The following is a 20,795-nucleotide window of genomic DNA, read 5'->3' on the forward strand; positions in this document are numbered from 1 at the left end:
GGTGATGGCTCAGACGGTAGAGGGTGGGGGCGCTGTGGCCGAGTCGCAGCGTGTCACGCGCGGGGGCGTCGACGTTGCACGGTGTCACGGCCCCGACTGCGCGTCGTGCGCGAGCAGGGCCAGATGGACGGACGCGGCCTGCTCGAAGTCGTCGAGGTCGACGCCGAGCAGCGTCTCTATGGATTGCAGGCGGCGGTAGAGGGCGGGTCGGCTCATGTGGGTGAGCTGAGCGGTGCGGGACTTGTTGCGGCCGGTGGTGAGGTAGCCGCGCAGGACCGGGAGGAGCTCCGCGGCGTCCTCGGAGGACAGGATGGCGTCCAACTCCCTTTCCGAGAAGGCCTGTACGCGGTGGTCGTCGCGCAACTGCCGTACGAGGCCGCGCAGTCGTACGTCGCCGATGCGGACGACCGACGGGAGGCCGGGCGGCGCACCGGTGACGGCGTCGGCGACGTGCAGCGCTTCGCGCAGCGCTTCCGGGACGTCGTCCCAGGCGGTGCGGGCGGGGCCCGCCGCGACGACGGCCCGCGCTTCGCCGGTCTCCGCACGCAGCCGGTCGGCGAAGTGTGCGGCGATGCCCTCCGGCGCCTGGTCGCGGGCGAGGCTGAGGAGGACGGCGGTGGAGCGCTCGGCGAGTTCCGCCACGAGGCCGGTCAGGCCCAATAGGCGCAGGAGGCGGTCGAGTTGGGACGGTGATGTGTCGCGTACGACGAGGGGGAGGAAGGTGCGGCGGTTCACCGGGAGGCCCGCCGCGCGGGCGCGGGGCAGCAGCCCGCGGGCCGGGGCGCCGCCGGCGAGCAGGTCGGCGAGCAGACAGCGGGCCGACTGCTCCTCCCAGCTCGGCCCGGAGCCCGCCAGGAGGTGGTGCAGCACCAGGGCCTCCGCCGCACGGTCCGCGAGCAGCCGCCCGGACGCGCCGTCGCCGTGGTGCCCGCACAGGACGACGGAGCCCCAGCGTTCGCCGCGGCCGCCGAGGTCCGCGCGGATCCAGCCCTCCCCGTCGACCCCGCCGGGCTGCCGGGCGATGCGATCCCAGTCGCGCAACACGTCGTCGACGGCGGGGCGTTCGCCCGCGGTGGCGAGGACGCGGTGGGCGAGGTTGGTGAGGACGACCGGGCAGCCACTGTGCGCGGCGATCTCGTCGAGCAGTCCTTGCAGCGGGGCGCCCGCGGTGATGAGGCCGGTGAGCGCGGTACGGATCCCCTCCGAGAGGCTGACGGCGGCGAACTTCCTTCGTACGAGCCGGGATTGCACCTCCTCCGTCAGCTCGGCGAAGGGGAACGGGCGGTGCAGCACCACCATGGGCAGCCCGTGCCGTTCGGCCGCGCGGCGCATCCCCTCCGGGGAGGACGGGAACGCGCGGCCGAGGCCCAGGACGAGGGCGGCGGCCTCCGCGCGGTGCAGGGAGTCGATGTACTCGGTCTGCAGCCGCTCGTCGTCCGCGAGCAGGACTCCGGTGGTGAGGATCATCTCGCCGCCGCTCAACATCACGCCCACGTCGGCGGCCTCGGCCACGTGCACCCAGCGGACGGGGCGGTCGAGGTGGTCCGCCGCGGCGACCACCTCCGGTTGTCCTGCGGCGATGCGGTCGAGGGCGAGTATTTGGCGGACGGAGAGGGTGTTCGCGGTGGACATGGCTGGGCCTCCCTCGCGTGGAGCGCTACCCGGCGTGCGGTTGCGGGGCTCTGCCCCGGACCCCGCTGCCTCTCGTCCCAGAGCGGGGCTCAAATGCCTCGATCGCCGGAGAGGCTTGGGTGGGCTAGGACGTGGACCGCAACGCCCGCTCCAGAATCCCCGCCCCCTCCTCCGCCTCCGCCACCGTCAAACTCATCGGCGGAGCGATCCGCAGAACGCTCGAGTCGTGGCCGCCGCCCTTGCCGATCAACAGGCCTTGCGCGCGGCAGGACTCGACGACCTCCGCCGCGTCGGGGCCAGGACCCGCAAGCTCGACGCCGATCATCAGCCCGCGCCCCCGCACCTCGCGCACGCCCGGCGCGGTCGCGGCGATCGCGCGCAGGCGCTCGATGAGGAGTCCGCCCACCCGCCGGGCGTTGCCCTGGAGGTCGTGCTCCAGGAGATACGAGAGGTTGGCGAGGCCCGCCGCCATGGTGATCGGGGAGCCGCCGAACGTCGAAATGGAGTTGGCGTCAAGGCAGTTCATGACCTCGGCGCGGGCGACGACGCCGCCGATCGACATGCCGTTGCCGATGCCCTTGGCGAAGGTCAGGATGTCCGGCGGGCCGGACCGCGCGTGTGCCTGCCAGCCCCAGAAGTGCTCGCCGGTGCGGCCCCAGCCGGTCTGCACCTCGTCCGAGATCCACAGGATGCCGTGCTCGCGCAGGACGTCGCGGAAGGCGGCGTACAGGCCGTCCGGCGGGGAGGTGAAGCCGCCGACGCCCTGGACGGGTTCGGCGATGAGCGCCGCCACGTTGCCCCGGGTCTGGCCGAGCATGTCGCGCAGGTCCGCGACGCAGGCGTCGGTGAACTCGGCGTCGGACAGATGGGCGTAGGGGCCGCGTCCGCGCACGCCCCCGTGCACGTACAGCGTCTGCAACGGGGACAGGCTCGTCGGCGACCAGCCCTTGTTGCCGGTGATGCCGACCGTGGAGAACGAACGGCCGTGGTAGCTGTTGCGCATCGCCAGGATCTGGTTCGAGCGGCGGTACGAGGTGGCGAGCAGCAGCGCCGTGTCGTTGGCCTCGGTGCCGGACGTGGTGAAGAAGACGCGGGCGTCCGGGATGCCCGACAACTGGGCGACGCGCTCGGCGAGTTCGACCATCGGGCGGTTCAGATAGAGCGTCGACGAGTGGACGATCCGGGAGGCCTGTTCGCTCACCGCCTTCGTCACCTCGGGCAGGGCGTGCGCCGTCATCGTGGTGAGGATGCCGCCGAAGAAGTCCAGGTACTTATTGCCCTCGGCGTCCCAGACGTGCCGGCCCTCGCCGTGCGTGAGCTCGATCGGCTCGTCGTAGTACAGCGCCAGCCAGTCCGGCAGGACCTCGCGGTGGCGGTCGTGCAGAGAGGCTCGGGAGGGGGTGGTCATCGGCAGCACTCCTTTTCCTTACGTCTCTACGCACGTAGAACGGAGGTAGAGGGTCGAACCTAAGCCTCACGGGAGGGCTTGCCAAGGGCATCGTCGGCAACCCGCTGGATCGGGACGGCCCCGACACCCGTGCGGGTGACGGTTCAGTGGGCGAGGCCCGCGACGCGCAGCGCGTGCACCACGTCCCAGTACCGATCCTCGGAGACCCGTCGCGCCGCGTCGAGGAGCAGCGGGACGAGCCGGTCGGGGGCGCCGCGCGCGCTGTGGGCGGCCTCTTCGGGGGTGCGGCCGCGGACGTACGCGTCCAGGAGGGTGCGCACCTCGTGGTGTCTGCCCTCAGCGTCGAGCCGGTCCACCGCGGCGCCGAATTCGGCGGGTGGGCTGCCCATGCCCTGGCGCAGCAGTTGCCGCCCGTCGCCGGTGCGGCCGGCCGCGACCAGCGCGTCGGCGGCGGCGACCAGCCGGTCCAGCGGCAGCGACCCGGCCTCCCACAGCAGGGTGGCCCAGTCGGCGCCGAGCCCGGCCCTCGACAACTCCTCGGCGAAGAGCGGGAATTGGGCGGCCGGTCCGGCGACAGCGTCCACGAGGACCATGTGCGCCTCACCGCTGCGACCCTCGGCGCGGTGGCGGGCGAGGAGGGCGACGGTGGCCGCGACGTCGGCGTGCGCGGCGCCGTCGACCGGGGGTGGGGCGGGGGCCGCCACCGGCTCCACCGCGGCGCCGGCGAAGCGGGCGCCGGTGGGCGTCGCAGCAGGCGTGGCAGCGGGAGTGGCGGTGTGCCCGGACCCGGAGGACGGCTGCGCGGTCGCGACCCCCGACTCCTCCGGTTCGCCCACCGGCATACCGGCGAAGCGGGCGCTGCCGCGGGCACGCCGTTTACGTTGCTTGGCGGGCGCAGGCGCAGGCGCGGGGCGGGACGGCGGTGGTGGTGGCGGTGGCCGCCAGGTCGCGGTCGCCGCCCCCTCGACCTCGACCTCGACCTCGGCCTCGGCCTCGGCCTCGGCGCTCCGGTCCCCGGGATCCGGACCCAACTCCGCCAACCTCGCCCCGAGTTCGGCGAACCGCGCCGTCGCCCGCTCGTGGTCGTCGCGCGCCCACGCCAGTTCGAGGCGGACGGCGTCGGCCTCTTCCTGGTCGGCGGCGGATTCGAGGCGGGCACCGAGTTCCTGGGCACGCGCCGCCGCGTACCGGCGCTCGCGTTCCATCACGTCCATCCGGTCGGTGAGCCGCGCGCGCCCGCCGGGCCCGGCGTCGTGGGCGCGCGCCGACGCGCGGTGCAGAGCACGCGCACGGGCCGCCTCGCGCTCCGCGTGCCCGGCGCCCGTCCCGGCCGCGAGGTCCTTGAGCAGCGCCTCGACCACGTCCCACGGCGGCACCTCGACGCCGTCGAGACACGCCCGCATGCCCTCGGGGTCCCGCTGCCAGAAGACGCCGCACCAGCCGGCGCGCTGATCGAGCCGGGCGTTGAGGCCTTGCAGATATGCCGCGAAGTCCCGTACCCGGTCCGGGAGTTGTCCCACTTCCGCCACGCGCCCCGCCGATCGTCGCGCCCTGCACCCTTCTTGGAGCCTTACGCTCCGGAAGCAAACACCTCGCGTGTTACGGGGGTGCTACGCGCGCTTTTCGGGGTGGACACCGGCATCCGTCAGGCGGGCACCAGCGCGCAGCGCGTCACCAGCTCGTCCATGGAAAGGCCCAGCTCCCGGGCGAGCGCGGCGACCGTGAAGAAGGCGGGGGTCGGCGCCCGGCCCGTCTCGATCTTGCGCAGCGTCTCGACGGAGACGCCCGCGCCCGCGGCCACCTCGGTCATGCTGCGCCCGAGCCGCGCCTCGCGCAGCAGCCGGCCGAGGTGCTCGCCGCGCTCGCGCTCTTCGGGGGTCAAAGGGGTTCGGACCATGCCCCCATGCTACCCGAGAGCCCAATTCATATACCGGGTTTATGTACCGGATTTAAATACCGGTATAGTTATTGGCATGGTGGAACTGAAGACGGACACATCGATCGACGAGATGCGGGAGGCGGGGCGGGTCGTGGGCGACGCGCTCACCGCGGTGCGTGAGCACGCGGCCGTGGGCGTGAGCCTGCTGGAGCTCGACGAGGTGGCACGCGACGTGCTGCGCAAGGCGGGGGCGACGTCCCCGTTCCTCGGCTACCGGCCGAGTTTCGCGCCGACGCCGTTCCCCGCGGTGATCTGCGCGTCCGTGAACGACGCGATCGTGCACGGCATCCCGACCGCGTACCGGCTGCGGGACGGGGACCTGGTGTCGATCGACTGCGGGGCGGAGCTCGGCGGCTGGGCCGGGGACTCCGCGATCAGCTTCACGGTCGGCAGGGCGCGGCCGGAGGACGTACGGCTCATCGAGACGGCCGAGCGGGCGCTCGCCGCGGGGATCGGGGCGGCGGTCGCCGGCAACCGGATCGGGGACATCGCGCACGCGATCGGCACGGTGTGCCGGGAGGCGGGGTACGGCATCCCGGAGGGGTTCGGCGGCCATGGCATCGGCCGGCGGATGCACGAGGATCCGCCGGTGCCGAACGAGGGGCGTGCGGGCCGGGGCATGCGGTTGCGGCACGGCATGGCGCTGGCGATCGAGCCGATGGTCATCGGTGGCGGCGGGGACGGCTACCACGAGGCGCCGGACGGCTGGACCCTCCGCACGAACGACGCCTCCCGCGCCGCCCACGCGGAGCACTCCGTGGCGATCACGGACGGGGGGCCGCGCGTTCTTACGGCCCGCTAGCCCCGGCGGAACCGGTGTTGCGCCCTCGGGGCTCCGCCCCGGACCCCGCTGCTCAATCGCCGCAGGGGCTTGTTGGATCGGGCTCGACGGATCAAGCCCCGCCGGCGATTGAGGCGCGGGGTCCGGGGCGGAGCCCCGAGCGTAGGACCGGACGGCCGCGTGCTACTTGCTGGGCGTGACGACCATCGCCGAACCGCCACCCCTGCGTACCTTCTCCGCCGCCGCGAGCCACTTCCCGCCCGGCAAACGCTGGACGCCCGTCGCCGCGCCGATCTCCGGGTTCTCCTTGAAGGAGTGGCCGATGGCCTCCAGCTTCCCCCGCAACGCACTGTCGTACAGCCCCGGTTCGAGCTCCGTCTGCGCCGCGTTGCGCTGACTCGCCCGCGGCGCCGCGATCGCGTCGACCAGCGGCAGATCACGGTCGAGGAAGCCCGTCAGCGTTTGCAGGACCGTGGTGATGATGGTGGCGCCGCCCGGTGAACCGACCGCGACCACAGGCTTGTTGGACCGGTCCAGCACGATCGTCGGCGAGATGGACGAACGCGGACGCTTGCCCGGCCCCGGCAGGTTCGGGTCGTGTACGTCGGGGCTCGCGGGCGCGAACGAGAAGTCCGTCAGCTCGTTGTTGAGCAGGAAGCCGCGCCCCGGCACGGTGATGCCGCTGCCGCCGGTCGACTCGATGGTGAGGGTGTAGGAGACGACGTTGCCCCACTTGTCGGCAGTGGTGAGGTGCGTCGTGTTCTCGCCCTCGTACGTCGTGGGCGCCGCCTTGTCCCCGGCCTCGCCGCACTTGCCGGGATGCCGCGGGTCCCCGGGCGCGAGCGGGCTCTTGAGCACCGCGTCGTCCTTGATGAGGCACGCACGGGAGGCGGCGAACCGCTGTGACAGCAGCCCCTTCGTGGGCACGTCCTCGAAGGCCGGGTCGCCCACCCAGCGCCCCCGGTCGGCGAAGGCCACCCGGCTCGCCTCGATGAACCGGTGCAGGTACTGGACGTCGGACGCCTTCGAAAGGTCGGTGTTCTCAAGGATGTTGAGCGCTTCGCCGACGCTCGTGCCACCCGACGAGGACGGCGCGATCGAGTAGACACCGAGGCCGCGGTACGAGGTCCTGCTCGGCGCCTGAAGCTTGGCGCCGTAGGCCGCGAGGTCCTTCGCCGACAGCTTTCCCGGCCGCGCGTTGTACCCCGAACCCGGGTCCACGGGCGGCTTGTTGACCGTCTTCACGACGTCCTTGCCGAGGTCGCCGCGGTACAGCGCACCGATCCCCTCCCGGCCCAACTGCTCGTAGGTGTGCGCCAGATCGGGGTTCTTGAACGTCGAGCCGACCGCCGGGAGCTTCCCGCCCGGCAGGAACAGCTTCGCCGTGTCGGGGAAGTCGCGGAACCGGGCCTCGTTCGACGCGGTCTGCGAGCGGAACGTGTCGTCGACGGTGAACCCGTCGCTCGCCAGCTTCGTCGCGGGCTTCAGCACGGAGCCGAGCCCCCGGCTCCCCCACGCGTCAAGGGCCGACTGCCACGTGGCCGGAGTGCCCGGCGTCCCCACGCTCAGCCCGCTGGTGACCGCGTCGTTGAAGGCGAGCGGCTTGCCGTTCTCCAGGAAGAGGTCGGAGCCGGCCGTCAGCGGCGCCGTCTCGCGGCCGTCGATCGTATGGACCTTGCGGGACTTGGCGTCGTAGTAGACGAAGTAGCCGCCGCCACCGACCCCGGACGAGTACGGCTCGGTCACCCCGAGGGCGGCCGCGGTGGCGACGGCGGCGTCCACCGCGTTGCCCCCGTTCTTGAGCACCTCGATGCCGGCCGCGGAGGCGTCCGCGTCGACGCTCGCCACGGCGCCGCCGGAGCCGACCGCGACCGGCTCCTTCACGGGCGTACGCGCACCGGACGAAGGCGCACCGGACGAAGGCGGCGCCGCGGCACCGACCGCCACCATGCTGCCGAGCGCGGCGAAGACCGACAGATTCCGCACAACTGAACGTCTCATCAGTACCTCCGGTCAACAGGCGTCAGCGCAGCGTAACTTGATCGGCCCGCGCCGTCAGGACCCCCTCGAACCCCGGTCGAACATCCCGCTAGAGTGCGCCCCCATGACTGAAGACGTGCGCAACATCGTCCTCGGCCTGATCGCGGCGGGCATCAGCGCCACGCTGGGCTGGCTCGCCCGCACCTACCTGTGGCGGCGCAAGCTCCGCCGCAAGCAGGCCTTCTTCGGGCTGCCCGACAACTCCGAGTCGCTGCTCGTCGTGAATCGCGACGCGGGCGGCCCCGAGCTGACGGTGAAGCGCCACGACGTCTTCGCCCTCCTGGAGCTCTCCGCGCTCATCAAGGACTGCAACGCGCACGCCCAGATCGTCGCCCACGACACCGCGCAGCAGGGCTTCGGGGACCGGACCGAGTTCTGCGTCGGCGGCCCGGCCTCCAACAGACGCATGGCCGCGCACATGGTCAGCCTGCTGCCCGGCATCCGCGTGAACACCGACCCCGAGCCGGGCCCGGACCGCGGCGCCTTCCAGATCGGCTCCGAGCGCTACCGCCTGGAGCCGGGCAGAACCGAGTACGTGCTCCTGGCCCGTCTCACCGCCGGCCCCGCCACCCCCGAGGCGAGGCCGGTCTTCCTGTTCTGCGGGCAGCTGCCGGTCACCAACCAGGCCGCCACGCGCTATCTCGCCCGCCACCACGAGCGGCTCGCCCGCAAGCACGGCAACAACTCCTTCGTGCTGCTGTTGAAGGTCGTGAACTCCGGGGCGTACGGGCCCGACGTCGTCGAGGTGGTCGCCGATGTCACGAAGGCGGCCGAGGCCCCGCTGCCTGCCGCCGCGCCGGCCAATGGGGGCCGCGCCGCGCACCGCGCCAAATAGGGCCAGGAAAAGGGCCCCGAAACCAAGGCGAGCGGCACCCCCGCCGCGTACGAATGCGACAAGGGTCCGCTCATCCTCGGCAAGCAGGCGCGTCCCGACCGGCACGCGGCAGCTGACCTTCTCCTCACGAACTTCGCGATCCTTGCGAACCTCGGCTACGCGAGCAGTGATCTCCGGCTGCCGCTGGGCGGGGACGGGCCGTGCTCTCCCTGGCTTCGGCACTTACGTACCTGGCAGCAGCGTCCCTGGCTCGGCCGGGGCGACATCGGCCGCCTCCGTCTTGGGGTTGCGCCGCTGGCGCTTGGCCACCCACTGGGCGAGCCAGGACAGCACCATGCACATCCCGATGTAGATCGGCGAGATCACCATCACCACAGGGATGAACGGCAAATCGTAGTCGAGGTTGGAAGCGATCAGTTTTCCGGCGTGGAGGAACTCCTCGTAGGTGATGAGATACCCGAGCGACGTGTCCTTCAGGGCCACCACCAACTGGCTGATGATGGCGGGCAGCATGGCCCGCACCGCCTGAGGGACGAGCACATGCGTCATGACCTGCGTCTTGCGCATGCCCAGCGCGTACGCCGCCTCGCGCTGTCCGCGCTCCACCGAGTTCATGCCCGAACGGAACACCTCGGCGAGCACGGAGCCGTTGTAGAGCGTCAGGCCGGCGACGAGCGCGGCCAGCGGCTCCATTTTCAGGGCCACGTAGATGAAGAAGATCATCACCAGGACCGGCATGGCGCGGAAGAACTCGACGAACAGCGTCGCGATCCAGCGCACCGGCTTGTGGTCCGAGAGCCGCCCCACGGCCAGGACCGTGCCGAGCACGAGCGACAGGACGGCCGCCATGGCGAAGGCCTTGAGCGTGTTGCCGAGCCCGCGAAGGAGCAGCTTCTGGATGCCCGTGTACTCGAAGGGCATCCACTTCGTGTACGTGAACTGGTCGGTGTCGAAGAGGAGGTACAGGATCCAGCCGACCAGGGCGAGCACGATGAGCGTCGAGACGGCGCCGTACATCTTGTGCCGGCGTTCGGTCTTCGGGCCCGGGATGTCGTAGAGGGCGGTGGCGTCGTGCCGCAGTGCTTTCATCCGGCTCATCGGGCGAACCCCCAGCGCTTCTCGAGGAAGTTGAACAGGGCGCTGATGGCGAGCGTGATGATCAGGTATCCGATCGCGATCCAGACGAAGGTCCAGATGATGTTGTAGCCGAGCTCGCTGAGCGTCTTGTAGGTGCCGAGCAGCTCGACGACGCTGAAGGCGCCCGCGATCGCGGAGTTCTTGGCGAGCGCGATGAGCGTGGAGCCGATCGGCGGGATCACGGACCGGAAGGCCTGCGGCAGGATGACGTGGGTCAGCGTCTGGCCGAACGTCATGCCGAGGCTGCGGGCCGCCTCGCCCTGCCCCTTGGGCACCGTGTTGATGCCGGAGCGCACCGCCTCGCAGATGAACGCCGAGGTGTAGCAGCCGAGCGCGAGCACCGCGAAGACCGTGAAGGGCAGCACGAGCCCGAATCTCGGCAGGCCGAGCAGCACCGCGAAGAACAGCAGCGTCAGCGGGGTGTTGCGCAGCACGGTGACCCACGCGGTGCCGAAGGCCCGGAAGGATCCGACGGGCGCGACCCGGAACGAGGCCATGAGGAAGCCGAGCACCAGCGCCAGGACCGACGCGAAGACGGTGAGTTCGACGGTGCCGAGGAAGCCTTTCCAGTACAGCGAGAGATTGTCGGTCAGGACATTCATGGGACGCCTCCTCAGTTCGCCGGGTAGCGGTCGATGGCGGGCGGCTTCGGGGCCGGCTCGCCGGACAGGCCGAGCGTCGCCTCGTACGCCTTCTTCCAGTCGCCGTTCTTCTGGCGGGCCTCGAGGGCGTCGTTGATGGCGAACCGCAGCGCGTTGTCCTTCTTCGGGACCCCGATGCCGTACGGCTCCTCGGAGAACGGCTTGCCGACGAGCTTCATCTCCTCGGGCACCTTCGCCGCGTAGCCGAGCAGGATCGCGTCGTCGGTGGTGACCGCGTCGACCTGGTAGGTCAGCAGGTTGTCGACGCAGATCGAGTACGTGTCGTACGCGACGAGCTCGGCCTTCGGATAGTCGGCCTTGATGCGCTGGTACGGGGTGGAGCCGGCGGCCGAGCAGACCCGCTTGCCCGCGAGGTCGCCAGGACCCTTGATGTCCTCCTCGTCGGTGCGCACGAGCAGCGACTGTCCCGCCATGTAGTACGGGCCCGCGAAGCCGACGAGCTTCTTGCGCATGTCGTTGATGGTGTACGTGCCGACGTAGTAGTCGATCTGCCCGTTCTGCAGCGCCGTCTCGCGGTTCGCCGACGCGATGGTCTTGAAGCGGATCCGCTTCGGGTCGAGGCCGAGGGAGGCCGAGACCATCTTGGCGATCTCGATGTCGAAGCCCGAGTACGAGCCGTCCGCGGGGTTCTTCTCGCCGAGGTAGGGCTGGTCCTCCTTGGCGCCGACGATGAAGTGGCCGCGCCTCTCCGCCTTCTTCCACGTCGGGGAGTCGGGCAGCGTGAACCCTTGGGCGATCTTGTACTGCGGGAGCTCGGCGGCGGATGGTCCCTTGACGGGTGGGCTGCCCTCCTTTCCGCAGGCGGTGGCGGCGAGGGCCGTCACGGCCAAGGCGGCGAGCAGCCGTAGCGACTTGGCGATCATGTGGTGGTGCCCTCCCCCGGTCAGTGCTTCAGGATCTTGGAGAGGAAGTCCCGGGCGCGCTCGCTCTCCGGGGCGGTGAAGAACTCCTCGGGGCTGCGGTCCTCCACGATCTTGCCGTCCGCCATGAAGACGACGCGGTCGGCGGCCGTGCGCGCGAAGCCCATCTCGTGGGTGACGACGACCATGGTCATGCCGTCGCGCGCGAGTTGCTGCATGACCTCGAGCACCTCGTTGATCATCTCCGGGTCGAGGGCCGAGGTCGGCTCGTCGAAGAGGAGGGCCTTGGGGTCCATGGCGAGTGCGCGGGCGATGGCCACGCGCTGCTGCTGTCCGCCGGAGAGCTGCGCGGGGAACTTGTCGGCGTGCGCGGCGAGTCCGACCCGCTCCAGGAGTTCCCGGGACCGCTTGTCGGCCTCGTCCTTCTTGCGTTTCCTGACCTTCAGCTGGGCCAGCGAGACGTTCTGGAGCACCGTCTTGTGCGCGAAGAGGTTGAACGACTGGAAGACCATGCCGACTTCGGCCCGCAGCTGCGCGAGCGCCTTCCCCTCCTCGGGGAGCGGCTGACCGTCGAGGCGGATCATTCCGGACTCGATGGTCTCCAGACGGTTGATCGTCCGGCAGAGCGTCGATTTGCCCGACCCCGAGGGGCCGATGACCACCACCACCTCCCCCTTGCCGACGGTGAGGTCGATGTCCTGGAGGACATGCAGCTCCCCGTAGTACTTGTTCACGTCTCGCAGCTCGATCAACGGATCGACGGCCATCGGCAGTCCCTGCCCACTTTCAGCTGTGTCGGTCCGCGCAAACTATCCACGCTTACATGGGACTTAACAGACGACACGCACTTATGGGCATTAACCGTATTTGACGCTCAGCTACGCGGCGCTCCCCCGCCGACCCAGGGCAGGTCCTACGACTCGGCGGCCTCCGCGTAGAACTGGGAGAGCTCCGGGGCGCCGCTCGCCGCCCACTCGTGCCCGGCCTCCACGACGTCGATCTCGCGGCCCGACGCGAGCCGCACCACCGGCTGACCGTTGTCCCAGATCACCCAACTGGCGCCCACCACATGGCGCACCATCACCGAGCCGAGGTAGAGACCCGCGTCGTTGCCCAGCCAGTGCAGCGTGTCCTCGTCCTCGCGCCAGCGCGGCACGAGTTGGTCGAGGGCCTCCAACGACCGCACGGACTCGTCCAGTTCGACCCCCGCGTCGTCGGCCTGGGAGCGCAACAGCTCACATTCGGAGAGGAGTTCGACGAGGCCGCTCTCGGCCTCGTCGCCGTCGTCGCCGACCGGGAAGACGGCGACACCGTGGCCCGGACCGTGCTTCTTGCGCCAATTAGCCGCGAAAGGGATCTTCATATCGCCCAGATTGGCATCCGGGCACCTGCCCGCACCACAGGCGCGCGGAGGCGGTCCGGCGTGGAGTTCAGGAACCGGACACCGGCGTTTCTCCCCCGTTTACCTCGCGGCACATTGACGGGCCATCACCCCGTCCTTAGCTTCATGGCGCAACCACCACGGCGGACACACAAGCGGAGGGAGTCGGTTTTGCGCCGACGCATTTGGGGAGCCGCGTTCATCCTGGCCGTCTGCGCGGGGGTCACCCCCGTCGCCGCGGCCCACGCCGCCCCGGCCAGACCCAAGCCGCTCCCGCTGGAGCGGCTCTTCGACAACCGGGCCGTCAGCGACGACACGGCGCCCGGCGAAGCGGACTTCGACGGTGCGGGCAGCTCCCTGTCCGCGCAGGACCTCGGCGCGGCCGGCTGGACCCCCGGCCGCGCGATGGAGGTCGACCGGGCCCGGCTCACCTGGCCGAGGACGGCGGGGGCCGGGCCCGACAACGTCCGGGCGAACGGGCAGTCCGTGCGGGTGAGCGGGCGCGGGGACGCGCTCGCCTTCCTGGTCGCGGGGACCGGCGGGGACGCGGCAGGATCCGGCGTCGTCCGGTACGCGGACGGCTCCCGGTCGACGTACTCGCTCAGCGCGCCGGACTGGCGCACCGGGCCGCTCGCCACGAAGTCGGTGGCGCTGCCGCACCGGAACACGCCGTACGGCCAAGTCGCCGAGAAGACACGGCTGTACGCGGTGACCGTGCCGGTGCGCGAGGGCCGTCAGATCTCCTCCGTCGACCTGCCGCGGGCGAGCGGCGGGGCGCTGCACGTCTTCGGCATGTCCGTGCGCGCGGCGACGTCCGGGTGGACGGGCAGCTGGTCGGCCTCGCCCGCCGGGTACACCGCGGTGGGGCCGTGGGCGGACCGCACGATCCGGCTCGTCGTGCACACGAGCACGGGCGGGCCGAGGGTCCGCATCCGCATGGAGAACACCTTCGCCGCGACTCCGGTGCGGATCGGGAGCGCGTCGGTGGCGGTGCAGGGGGCGGGGGCCGCGGCGCGCGGGAAGCCGGTGCCGCTGACGTTCAAGGGCTCCTCCGGCACCCAACTCCCGGCCGGTGGGCAGGCGTTCAGTGACCCGGTGGACTTCGACGTGCCGGAGAGCGCCAACCTCCTCGTGAGCTTCCATCTGCCGGAGCCGGTCACCGCGGCGCCCGTGCACAGCCAGGCCATCCAGCGCAGCTACGTGAGCACCGCGGGCGATCACGCCACGGAGGAGGACGGCTCCTCGTACAGCTCGACGATCTCGTACTGGCCGCTGCTCACCGGTGTCGACGTGGGTGGCGGCCCCGGTTCCGTCGTGCTGCTCGGCGACTCCATCACGGATGGCGTGAAATCGACGCTGGACGCGAACCACCGCTGGCCGAACGTGCTCGCCACGCGGCTCCTCGCCCAGTCGAAGGTGCCGCACTACGGGGTGCTGAACGAGGGCATCTCCGCGAACCGGGTCGTCGCCGACCGCTACCCCGGTGACGGGCTCTCCACCGACACGGGCGGCGTCAGCGCGCTGCACCGGCTCGACCGCGACGTGTTCGCGCAGACCTCGGCGAAGACGGTCGTCGTCTTCCAGGGCGTGAACGACGTGCGCTGGGGTGCGAGTGCCGAGGAGGTCGAGGCGGGGCTCCGCGAGATCGTGGCGCGGGCGCACGCGCGGGGCCTCAAGGTGATCGGGGCGACCATCACCCCGTGCGAGGGCGAGGCCCTGTGCACGCCGGCCGCCGACGCGCAGCGGGAGGCCATCAACTCCTTTGTGCGCGACGCCGGTTCGGGCTTCGACGGCTTCCTCGACTTCGACGCCGTCGTACGGGACCCGGCCCACCCGGCGCGGATGCTCCCCGCCTACGACAGCGGGGACCATCTGCACCCCGGTGACCCGGGCCTGAAGGCGCTGGCCGACTCGATCGACCTGAACGTGCTCAGGCCGTAGCGTCGACCGGCTTCCGGGCGATCAGGATGCCCTGGCGCCCCTGGGTCGCCCGCTCGTAGTCCTCGGGCTCGCGGAGCAGCCGCGCCTCCACCGGGAGGCCGGCCTGCTCCACGAGCCCTGCGACGTGCTCAGGGTCCAGCCAGTAGACGTCGAGCGAGAGGTCGTGGCCGTAGGCGTGGTCCAGGTGGCGCAGCAGGTCGCCCACCTTGTAGCCGAGCAGCAGGTAGCCGCCGGGGGTGAGGACGCGGTGGAACTCGGCGAACACCGTCGGCAGCAGCTCCGGCGGCGTGTGCACCGTCGAGTACCAAGCGACGACGCCGCCGAGCGAGCCGTCGGCCAGGTCGAGGGCGGTCATGGTGCCCTCCTCGAACCGCAGTCCGGGGTGGGCGCGACGTGCCTCGGCGACCGTCTTCGGCGAAAGGTCGATGCCGAACGCGGAGAGCCCGAGGGACGCCAGATGGGCCGTCACATGCCCGGGCCCGCAGCCGAGGTCGGCCACGGGCCCGGCGCCCGCCCGCCTGACGCGCTCGGCGAAGACGCCGAACACCGCGTGCGCGTACAGGTCCTGCGGGAAGAGCGGGGGCACGATCTCGGCGTAGGCGCCGGCGGCGGTGTCGTAGGCCAGTTGGGTCGAGTTCAGGTACGTCGTCAGATCCGTCACGGGCGCAGACGCTAGCGCCCGCCACTGACAATCGATGCCGACGACCGCGGGGAGCGGGAGGCTCAGACGTCCAGGTCGACCACGACCGGAGCGTGGTCGGACGCCCCCTTGCCCTTGCGCTCCTCGCGGTCCACGTAGGCGTCGGAGACGGACTTGGCGAACGGCTCGTTCCCGTAGACCAGGTCGATGCGCATGCCCTTGTTCTTCGGGAAGCCGAGGGCGCGGTAGTCCCAGTACGTGAAGGGGTGGTCGTACTTGAGGGGGCGCGGCACGACATCGGTCAGGCCCGTCTCGCGCAGCGCCGTGAGTGCCGCACGCTCGGCCGGGGTCACGTGCGTGGCGCCTTCGAAGAGGGAGATGTCCCAGACGTCGTCGTCCGTCGGTGCCACGTTGTAGTCGCCCATCACCGCGAAGGGGCGCGAGCCCGCCGCGTCGCCCGCGACCGCCGCCTTCAGGGCCTCGAACCACTGGAGCTTGTACGCGTAGTGCGCGTGGTCGACCTCCCGCCCGTTCGGCACGTACACCGACCAGACGCGGACCGGGCCGCAGGTCGCCGAGACGGCGCGGGGCTCCTCCACCCCGTCGTAACCAGGATCCCCGGGTACGCCCTTGACCACGTCCTCCAGGCCGACGCGGGAGAGCAGCGCCACCCCGTTCCACCTGCCGTTCGCGTTCACCGCCGACTCGTAGCCCAGCTCACGCAGCTCGTCCGCGGGGAACTGCTCCGCCGAGCACTTGGTCTCCTGGATGCACAGCACGTCCGTGCCGCTGCTCTCCAGCCAGGCAAGGAGGCGCGGCAGCCGCGCGGTGATCGAGTTCACGTTCCAGGTAGCAATGCGCATGTCCCACAACCTACCGGGCGGCACTGACAGCGGCGCCGCGCCCAGGATCGACAGGCAATCTTGCAAGTTTTTCTGTTAAACAGTTAGCCTGCCGAACATGACGATCAACACCCCTCTCGACGAGCGCCCCGCCCTCGTCCTCATCGACCTCCAGAACGGCATCCTCGGCCTGCCGACCGTGCACCCCTCCGCCGACGTCCTCAAGAACGGGGCCAAGCTCGCCGAGGCCTTCCGCGCCAAGGGCCTGCCGGTCGTGCGCGTGAAGGTCGCCTGGTCGCAGGACGGCGGCGACCTCCCGACGGGCCGCGCCGCCGCGGGCGCCATGACGCAGGCGCCGCCGCCCGCGTTCTCCGAGTTCCCCGACGAGCTCGGCCCGCTCGGCGACGACATCGTCATCACCAAGCGGCACTGGGGCGCCTTCACCGGCACCGAGCTCGACCTCCAGCTGCGCCGCCGCGGCGTCACGCAGATCGTGCTCTGCGGCATCTCGACGTCCATCGGCGTCGAGTCGACCGCCCGCTCCGCGTGGGAGCAGAGCTACCACCTGGTGCTGGTCGACGACGCGACGACCGACACGGACGCCGAGTCCCACGAGCACAGCTTCGGCAAGATCTTCCCGCGCATCGCGGAGATCGGCTCCACCGACGAAGTTCTCGAGCTTCTTAAGAAGTAGCCCGCAAGCAGCTCAGACCTGCGCCGAGCCACCAGGGGTGAGGCGCAGGTGCTCGGCACCGCCGAGCGAGCCGATCTGGTTGTCGTAGATCGGCCGCGCGAGGTCCGTGAGCAGCGCGTCGTGGATGTCGTACGCGCGGCGCGGCTTGACCTCGCGTACGTACTCGATCACTTCGGCGATCTTGTTCCAGGGCGCCATGACGGGCAGCATCAGCGTCTCGACCGGCTGGTCGGGAACGGTGAGGGCGTCGCCGGGGTGGAAGACCGTGCCGCCGTCGACGAGATAGCCGACGTTCGTGATGCGCGGGATGTCCGGGTGGATCACGGCGTGCAGCTCGCCGTGCGCCTGGACGTCGAACCCGGCGGCCGTGAACGTGTCGCCGTGGCCCACCGTGTGGACGCGGCCGGGGAACGCCGCCGAGATCTGCTCCGCGACCGACTTCAGGGTCCAGATGTGCGCGCCGGGGTTGGCCTCCATCCCGGCGCGCAGCCGGTCCTCGTTGAAGTGGTCGGGGTGCTCGTGCGTCACGAGGATCGCGTCGGCGCCGACGGCCGCGTCCTCCTCGGAGAACCCGCCCGGGTCGATGACGAGCGTCTGGCCGTCCTTCTGGAGCCGGACGCAGGCGTGGGTCTTCTTCGTCAGCTTCATACGTCCCATCCTGCGCCCGTCGGCGCCCTGTTTCACGCCCCGGTCCACGCGCCGCTTCACATCCCGCCTCACTCCTGAGGCGTGGTCTCCTCGCGGATCACCTGCTGCGCCACCTTGAACGCCGCGTTCGCGGCCGGTACGCCGCAGTAGACGGCGGTCTGGAGCAGGATCTCCTTGATCTCCGCGGCGGTGAGGCCGTTGCGCAGGGCCGCGCGCGTGTGGAACACCAGCTCGTCGAGGTGGCCGCCCGCGACCAGCGTCGCCAGGGTCACCGAGGAGCGCGTGCGCCGGTCGAGCCCGGGACGGGACCAGATCTCGCCCCACGCGTAGCGGGTGAGGAACTCCTGGAAGTCACCGGAGAAGTCGTCGGCCGTGGACAGGGCCCGGTCCACGTGGGCGTCGCCGAGCACCTCGCGGCGCGTCTTGAGGCCCGCGTCGTGCGGGTCGGGCCGGGTCGCGGCCTCCGGCTGCTGCGCGGCCGCTATCTCCGCGCGCGGCGGGGCCGACGGGGGCGGCGGCGCGAGGACCGGCTTGACCGGGGCGGCCTGGATGGCGGTCTGCCCGGTCTCGTGCGCGGCGGGCCAGGCCGAGGTGAAGTGCCGTACGAGGAGGTCGGTGACGGCGGCCGGCTGTTCGACCGGGGCCAGGTGGGAGGCGCCGGGCACGACGGCGAGCCGGGCGTCCGGTATGCCGGCGACCAGCGTGCGGGCCTCGGCGGGGCCCGTGACCTGGTCCTCAGAGCCGACGAGGACGAGCGTCGGCACGCCGATGTCGCCCAGCTCCTCGCGGACGTCGAAGGCGGCGAGCGCCTCGCACGAGGCGATGTAGCAGCCCGGGTCCGTCGTGCGGACCATCTGCACGGCCCAGTCCGTGATCGCGGGCTGCGCGGTGGCGAAGCCGTGCATGAACCAGCGCTCGGGGGCCGTACGGGCGATGGGGTCGAGGCCGTTGCTGCGCACGATGACGCCACGCTGGCGGAACTCGTCGGCCGTGCCGAACCGCGGCGAGGCCGCGATCAGGGCGAGCGACGCGACGCGCTCCGGGTGGCGCAGGGCCAGCTCCGCGCCGATCGCGCCGCCGAGTGAGCAGCCCGCGTAGCCGAAGCGCTGGATGCCGAGGTCGTCGAGCGTGGCGAGCAGCCGCTCCGCGAGCGCCTCGACGGAGCCCGCCGGGTGCGCGGGCGAACCGCCGTGTCCCGGCAGGTCGAAGCGGAACACCCGCCAGTGCTGGGCCAGCTCGGGCACCTGGCGGTCCCACATGTGCCACGTCGTGCCGAGCGACGGGCCGAGGATGAGCACCGGGGCGGTGTCGTCGTCACGGCCGTCGAACCGGTACTGCAGGCGCGGGGTCTTCGTGTCACTCACACCCTCCACGCTAGCCAGTGCGCCTGAGCGATCTGGTGGCGGGTCCCCACAATGGACGTGAGGTGTTCACTCCGGGTTCCTGGTGTGGACCCGGAGTGGGGGTGACGTGAAGAGCGAGCGTCCCGGGCGCCGGTCAGGGATCCGGGGGGCGGATCACGGGTGCGTCATCGACACCACGTACACCATGGGGTGGTCCGGGTTGGAGCGGTTCACCACGATGGTCTGGGTCGGCGACGGGTCCTTCTGCTTGTGGGTGAGGCCGTACCAGGGGCCCGGGCCCGTGAAGTCCCAGCCCGCGATCTTCTGGTCGCGGTCGCTGATCGCGATGTCGCCGGTGGCCAGGTCGCCGACCGTGTAGCCGGCGTCGACCTCCTCCAGGAACTGGTCGAGGCCCTTGTTGCTGGTGAGGAACTGCGCGTAGAGGCGGCTCACCTTGTAGTTGTTCGTCTCGTAGTAGGCGACGTTGCGCGAGTACGAGGGGACCGGGATCTGGTAGAGGCGGCGCTGCACCTTGGACGGCCAGCCGACGGTGAGGCCGGTCGCCGAGTACTTCGCCTCCTTGTCCTTGCCGCTGTCCCGGCTCTGGCCGGCGGAGATCACCAGGTAGCCGGCGGGGATGCCGATGAGCAGCACGATCGTCAGGAGCGTGAGGACGCGCCGTCGGATCACATGGCCGCGGTCCTCGGCCGGTCGCGGCGCTTCGTCCGCGGACGGGGGCTGGCGGGGCACGGTCATGGCTGGTTTTCCTGTCACTGTCTCGGTCCCTGGCATCGGCTATGCCTGGTCCGTGCTGTCCACGGACGGGCCGGTCGTGCTGCGGGTGCGGGCGTACCGCTCGTACCGCTCGTGGCGCTCCACGCGGCGGCGCTTGGCGCGGCGGAAGCGGCGGGCGACGAGCCGGGCGAGGTCCGCGGCGCCGACCATGCCGGCCTCGGGACCGAGCTGGGCGCGGGCGATGCGGGCCTCGGGGCGGTAGCCGCGGCCGGTGAGCTGGCGCTTGAACGCGTCCCGCGCGGGGGCGATCAGCAGGTCGTCGGCGGCCGACACGCCGCCGCCGATGACGAAGCACGACGGGTCGAGGGCCGCGGCGAGGTTCGCTATGCCGACGCCCAGCCACTGGCCGATGTCCTGCAACAGCTCGACGCACATGGCGTCGCCCTCGCGGGCCAGCTGCGTGATGAGCGGTCCTGTGATGTCGGGGATGTGGCCCTGGACCCGCTCGATGATGTTGTACGCGACCGGGGAGTCGGCCGCCGCGAGCTCGCGGGCCTCGCGGACCAGGGCGTTGCCGGAGCTGTACTGCTCCCAGCAGCCGCGGTTGCCGCACGGGCAGCGGTGCCCTCCGGGGACGACCTGCATGTGGCCGAACTCGCCGGCGACGCCGAACTTTCCGCGCTTGACCTGGCCGTCCTCCAGGATCGCGCCGCCGATCCCCGTGCCGAGCGTGATCATCACCAGGTGGTCCTCGCCGCGCCCCGCGCCGAACCGCCACTCCGCCCAGGCGGCGGTGTTGGCGTCGTTGTCGACGAGTACGGGGACCGCGAGGCGGCCGGCGAGGCGGTCCCTCAGGGGTTCGTTGCGCCACGACAGGTGGGGGGCGAACAGGACGCGGTTGCGGTCCGCGTCGACCCAGCCGGCCGCGCCGATGCCGACCGCGTGCACGTCGTGCCGGTCGGAGAGGTCGAGCACCAGCTCCGTGATCGTGTCCTCGACGACCTTGGGGCTCTTGGACTTGTCCGGGGTCTCCGTACGGAGCGTCTCCAGGATGGTGCCGTCCGCGTCGACGACACCGGCCATCACCTTCGTGCCACCGATGTCGATGCCGACGGTGGGAACGCGCGGGGCCGTCGTGTGCGAGCGGCGCTCGCGGGTGCCGACCGTCCGGAGAACGGTGGCCCGTGCGCTGCCACGGTGTGCGAGGTCGCGGTAGGTGCTCATTGCGGCGATTCTGCCTCACGAATCGGCTCCGCCGCATACCGGGTTTTACGCCA

The 20,795-nt window shown here is 71.3% G+C and carries 20 protein-coding genes; 4 read left to right on the plus strand and 16 right to left on the minus strand.

The annotated features are described in order from the left end of the window. Positions 1-84: 84 nt before the first annotated feature. From ACP4E5_RS12300 to ACP4E5_RS12315, 4 genes are all read right to left on the minus strand, one after another. Positions 85-1,632: a PucR family transcriptional regulator gene (locus ACP4E5_RS12300; protein ID WP_425827915.1), complete on the minus strand. Its 1,548-nt coding sequence runs from the start codon at positions 1,630-1,632 to the stop codon at positions 85-87. 124 nt (positions 1,633-1,756) lie between these two features. Then, positions 1,757-3,040, minus strand: coding sequence for an aspartate aminotransferase family protein (locus tag ACP4E5_RS12305; RefSeq protein ID WP_425827917.1), 1,284 nt, complete (start codon positions 3,038-3,040; stop codon positions 1,757-1,759). A 143-nt stretch (positions 3,041-3,183) separates the two neighbouring features. After that, positions 3,184-4,569, minus strand: a complete 1,386-nt coding sequence (locus ACP4E5_RS12310; RefSeq protein ID WP_425827919.1) for a hypothetical protein — start codon at positions 4,567-4,569, stop codon at positions 3,184-3,186. Positions 4,570-4,685: 116 nt separating this feature from the next. Next, on the minus strand, positions 4,686-4,937 hold the full coding sequence (locus ACP4E5_RS12315; RefSeq protein ID WP_425827921.1) for a helix-turn-helix domain-containing protein: 252 nt from the start codon (positions 4,935-4,937) through the stop codon (positions 4,686-4,688). 76 nt (positions 4,938-5,013) lie between these two features. Between ACP4E5_RS12315 and map the strand changes: the two genes are divergently transcribed. Then, positions 5,014-5,781, plus strand: coding sequence for a type I methionyl aminopeptidase (gene map, locus ACP4E5_RS12320; protein WP_425827923.1), 768 nt, complete (start codon positions 5,014-5,016; stop codon positions 5,779-5,781). 162 nt (positions 5,782-5,943) lie between these two features. On the opposite strand, the gene ggt is transcribed toward map, so the two are convergent. Further along, complete coding sequence (gene ggt / locus ACP4E5_RS12325) at positions 5,944-7,761, minus strand: gamma-glutamyltransferase (RefSeq protein ID WP_425827925.1); 1,818 nt, start codon at positions 7,759-7,761, stop codon at positions 5,944-5,946. Between the two features lie 103 nt (positions 7,762-7,864). On the opposite strand from ggt, the gene ACP4E5_RS12330 reads away from it, so the two are divergent. Beyond that, positions 7,865-8,635 carry a hypothetical protein gene (locus ACP4E5_RS12330; protein ID WP_425827927.1) on the plus strand — a complete coding sequence of 257 codons (771 nt, stop codon included), beginning with the start codon at positions 7,865-7,867 and terminating at the stop codon, positions 8,633-8,635. Positions 8,636-8,857: 222 nt separating this feature from the next. On the opposite strand, the gene ACP4E5_RS12335 is transcribed toward ACP4E5_RS12330, so the two are convergent. From ACP4E5_RS12335 to ACP4E5_RS12355, 5 genes are all read right to left on the minus strand, one after another. Continuing rightward, positions 8,858-9,724, minus strand: coding sequence for an amino acid ABC transporter permease (locus ACP4E5_RS12335; RefSeq protein ID WP_425841242.1), 867 nt, complete (start codon positions 9,722-9,724; stop codon positions 8,858-8,860). Between the two features lie 5 nt (positions 9,725-9,729). Next, the gene (locus ACP4E5_RS12340; protein WP_425827929.1) at positions 9,730-10,374 is read right to left on the minus strand and encodes an amino acid ABC transporter permease; all 645 of its coding nucleotides are present in this window, start codon (positions 10,372-10,374) and stop codon (positions 9,730-9,732) included. Between the two features lie 11 nt (positions 10,375-10,385). After that, entirely contained in the window at positions 10,386-11,297 is a 912-nt protein-coding gene (locus tag ACP4E5_RS12345; protein ID WP_425827931.1) for a glutamate ABC transporter substrate-binding protein, read from the minus strand. Between the two features lie 20 nt (positions 11,298-11,317). Then, entirely contained in the window at positions 11,318-12,061 is a 744-nt protein-coding gene (locus ACP4E5_RS12350; protein WP_425827933.1) for an amino acid ABC transporter ATP-binding protein, read from the minus strand. Positions 12,062-12,207: 146 nt separating this feature from the next. Further along, positions 12,208-12,657: a DUF6278 family protein gene (locus ACP4E5_RS12355; protein WP_425827935.1), complete on the minus strand. Its 450-nt coding sequence runs from the start codon at positions 12,655-12,657 to the stop codon at positions 12,208-12,210. A 144-nt stretch (positions 12,658-12,801) separates the two neighbouring features. Here ACP4E5_RS12355 and ACP4E5_RS12360 point away from each other — a divergent pair, with 144 nt between their 5' ends. Further along, on the plus strand, positions 12,802-14,616 hold the full coding sequence (locus ACP4E5_RS12360; protein WP_425827937.1) for an SGNH/GDSL hydrolase family protein: 1,815 nt from the start codon (positions 12,802-12,804) through the stop codon (positions 14,614-14,616). Here the strand turns inward: ACP4E5_RS12360 and ACP4E5_RS12365 are convergent. Further along, positions 14,606-15,277 (minus strand): class I SAM-dependent methyltransferase, encoded by a 672-nt coding sequence (locus tag ACP4E5_RS12365; protein ID WP_425827939.1) that lies wholly within the window; start codon positions 15,275-15,277, stop codon positions 14,606-14,608. The two genes, ACP4E5_RS12360 and ACP4E5_RS12365, sit on opposite strands and share 11 nt — an antisense overlap. Positions 15,278-15,339: 62 nt before the next feature. Beyond that, positions 15,340-16,119 (minus strand): exodeoxyribonuclease III, encoded by a 780-nt coding sequence (locus ACP4E5_RS12370; protein ID WP_425827941.1) that lies wholly within the window; start codon positions 16,117-16,119, stop codon positions 15,340-15,342. 97 nt (positions 16,120-16,216) lie between these two features. Between ACP4E5_RS12370 and ACP4E5_RS12375 the strand changes: the two genes are divergently transcribed. After that, entirely contained in the window at positions 16,217-16,792 is a 576-nt protein-coding gene (locus ACP4E5_RS12375; protein WP_425827943.1) for a hydrolase, read from the plus strand. Between the two features lie 12 nt (positions 16,793-16,804). On the opposite strand, the gene ACP4E5_RS12380 is transcribed toward ACP4E5_RS12375, so the two are convergent. The 4 genes from ACP4E5_RS12380 to ACP4E5_RS12395 all read right to left on the minus strand — a co-directional run bounded on the left by ACP4E5_RS12380 (position 16,805) and on the right by ACP4E5_RS12395 (position 20,742). Beyond that, the gene (locus ACP4E5_RS12380) at positions 16,805-17,440 is read right to left on the minus strand and encodes an MBL fold metallo-hydrolase (RefSeq protein ID WP_425827945.1); all 636 of its coding nucleotides are present in this window, start codon (positions 17,438-17,440) and stop codon (positions 16,805-16,807) included. Between the two features lie 68 nt (positions 17,441-17,508). Further along, the gene (gene pcaDC, locus ACP4E5_RS12385) at positions 17,509-18,804 is read right to left on the minus strand and encodes a bifunctional 3-oxoadipate enol-lactonase/4-carboxymuconolactone decarboxylase PcaDC (RefSeq protein ID WP_425827947.1); all 1,296 of its coding nucleotides are present in this window, start codon (positions 18,802-18,804) and stop codon (positions 17,509-17,511) included. Between the two features lie 153 nt (positions 18,805-18,957). Then, on the minus strand, positions 18,958-19,539 hold the full coding sequence (locus tag ACP4E5_RS12390) for a sugar kinase (protein ID WP_425827949.1): 582 nt from the start codon (positions 19,537-19,539) through the stop codon (positions 18,958-18,960). Positions 19,540-19,578: 39 nt separating this feature from the next. Beyond that, the gene (locus ACP4E5_RS12395; RefSeq protein WP_425827951.1) at positions 19,579-20,742 is read right to left on the minus strand and encodes an ROK family glucokinase; all 1,164 of its coding nucleotides are present in this window, start codon (positions 20,740-20,742) and stop codon (positions 19,579-19,581) included. Positions 20,743-20,795: the final 53 nt, after the last annotated feature.

It is taken from the genome of Streptomyces fractus (assembly GCF_049844455.1).
GTDB lineage: Bacteria > Actinomycetota > Actinomycetes > Streptomycetales > Streptomycetaceae > Streptomyces > Streptomyces fractus.

Coding starts and splice junctions, on each gene's coding strand:
- ACP4E5_RS12395 (WP_425827951.1), bottom strand. CDS start 20,742: ATGAGCACCTACCGCGACCTCGCACACCGTGGCAGCGCACGGGCCACC.
- ACP4E5_RS12335 (WP_425841242.1), bottom strand. CDS start 9,724: ATGAAAGCACTGCGGCACGACGCCACCGCCCTCTACGACATCCCGGGC.
- ACP4E5_RS12380 (WP_425827945.1), bottom strand. CDS start 17,440: ATGAAGCTGACGAAGAAGACCCACGCCTGCGTCCGGCTCCAGAAGGAC.
- ACP4E5_RS12315 (WP_425827921.1), bottom strand. CDS start 4,937: ATGGTCCGAACCCCTTTGACCCCCGAAGAGCGCGAGCGCGGCGAGCAC.
- ACP4E5_RS12340 (WP_425827929.1), bottom strand. CDS start 10,374: ATGAATGTCCTGACCGACAATCTCTCGCTGTACTGGAAAGGCTTCCTC.
- ggt (WP_425827925.1), bottom strand. CDS start 7,761: ATGAGACGTTCAGTTGTGCGGAATCTGTCGGTCTTCGCCGCGCTCGGC.
- ACP4E5_RS12360 (WP_425827937.1), top strand. CDS start 12,802: ATGGCGCAACCACCACGGCGGACACACAAGCGGAGGGAGTCGGTTTTG.
- ACP4E5_RS12390 (WP_425827949.1), bottom strand. CDS start 19,539: ATGACCGTGCCCCGCCAGCCCCCGTCCGCGGACGAAGCGCCGCGACCG.
- ACP4E5_RS12305 (WP_425827917.1), bottom strand. CDS start 3,040: ATGACCACCCCCTCCCGAGCCTCTCTGCACGACCGCCACCGCGAGGTC.
- ACP4E5_RS12375 (WP_425827943.1), top strand. CDS start 16,217: ATGACGATCAACACCCCTCTCGACGAGCGCCCCGCCCTCGTCCTCATC.
- ACP4E5_RS12355 (WP_425827935.1), bottom strand. CDS start 12,657: ATGAAGATCCCTTTCGCGGCTAATTGGCGCAAGAAGCACGGTCCGGGC.
- ACP4E5_RS12300 (WP_425827915.1), bottom strand. CDS start 1,632: ATGTCCACCGCGAACACCCTCTCCGTCCGCCAAATACTCGCCCTCGAC.
- ACP4E5_RS12330 (WP_425827927.1), top strand. CDS start 7,865: ATGACTGAAGACGTGCGCAACATCGTCCTCGGCCTGATCGCGGCGGGC.
- ACP4E5_RS12345 (WP_425827931.1), bottom strand. CDS start 11,297: ATGATCGCCAAGTCGCTACGGCTGCTCGCCGCCTTGGCCGTGACGGCC.
- map (WP_425827923.1), top strand. CDS start 5,014: ATGGTGGAACTGAAGACGGACACATCGATCGACGAGATGCGGGAGGCG.
- ACP4E5_RS12350 (WP_425827933.1), bottom strand. CDS start 12,061: ATGGCCGTCGATCCGTTGATCGAGCTGCGAGACGTGAACAAGTACTAC.
- ACP4E5_RS12370 (WP_425827941.1), bottom strand. CDS start 16,119: ATGCGCATTGCTACCTGGAACGTGAACTCGATCACCGCGCGGCTGCCG.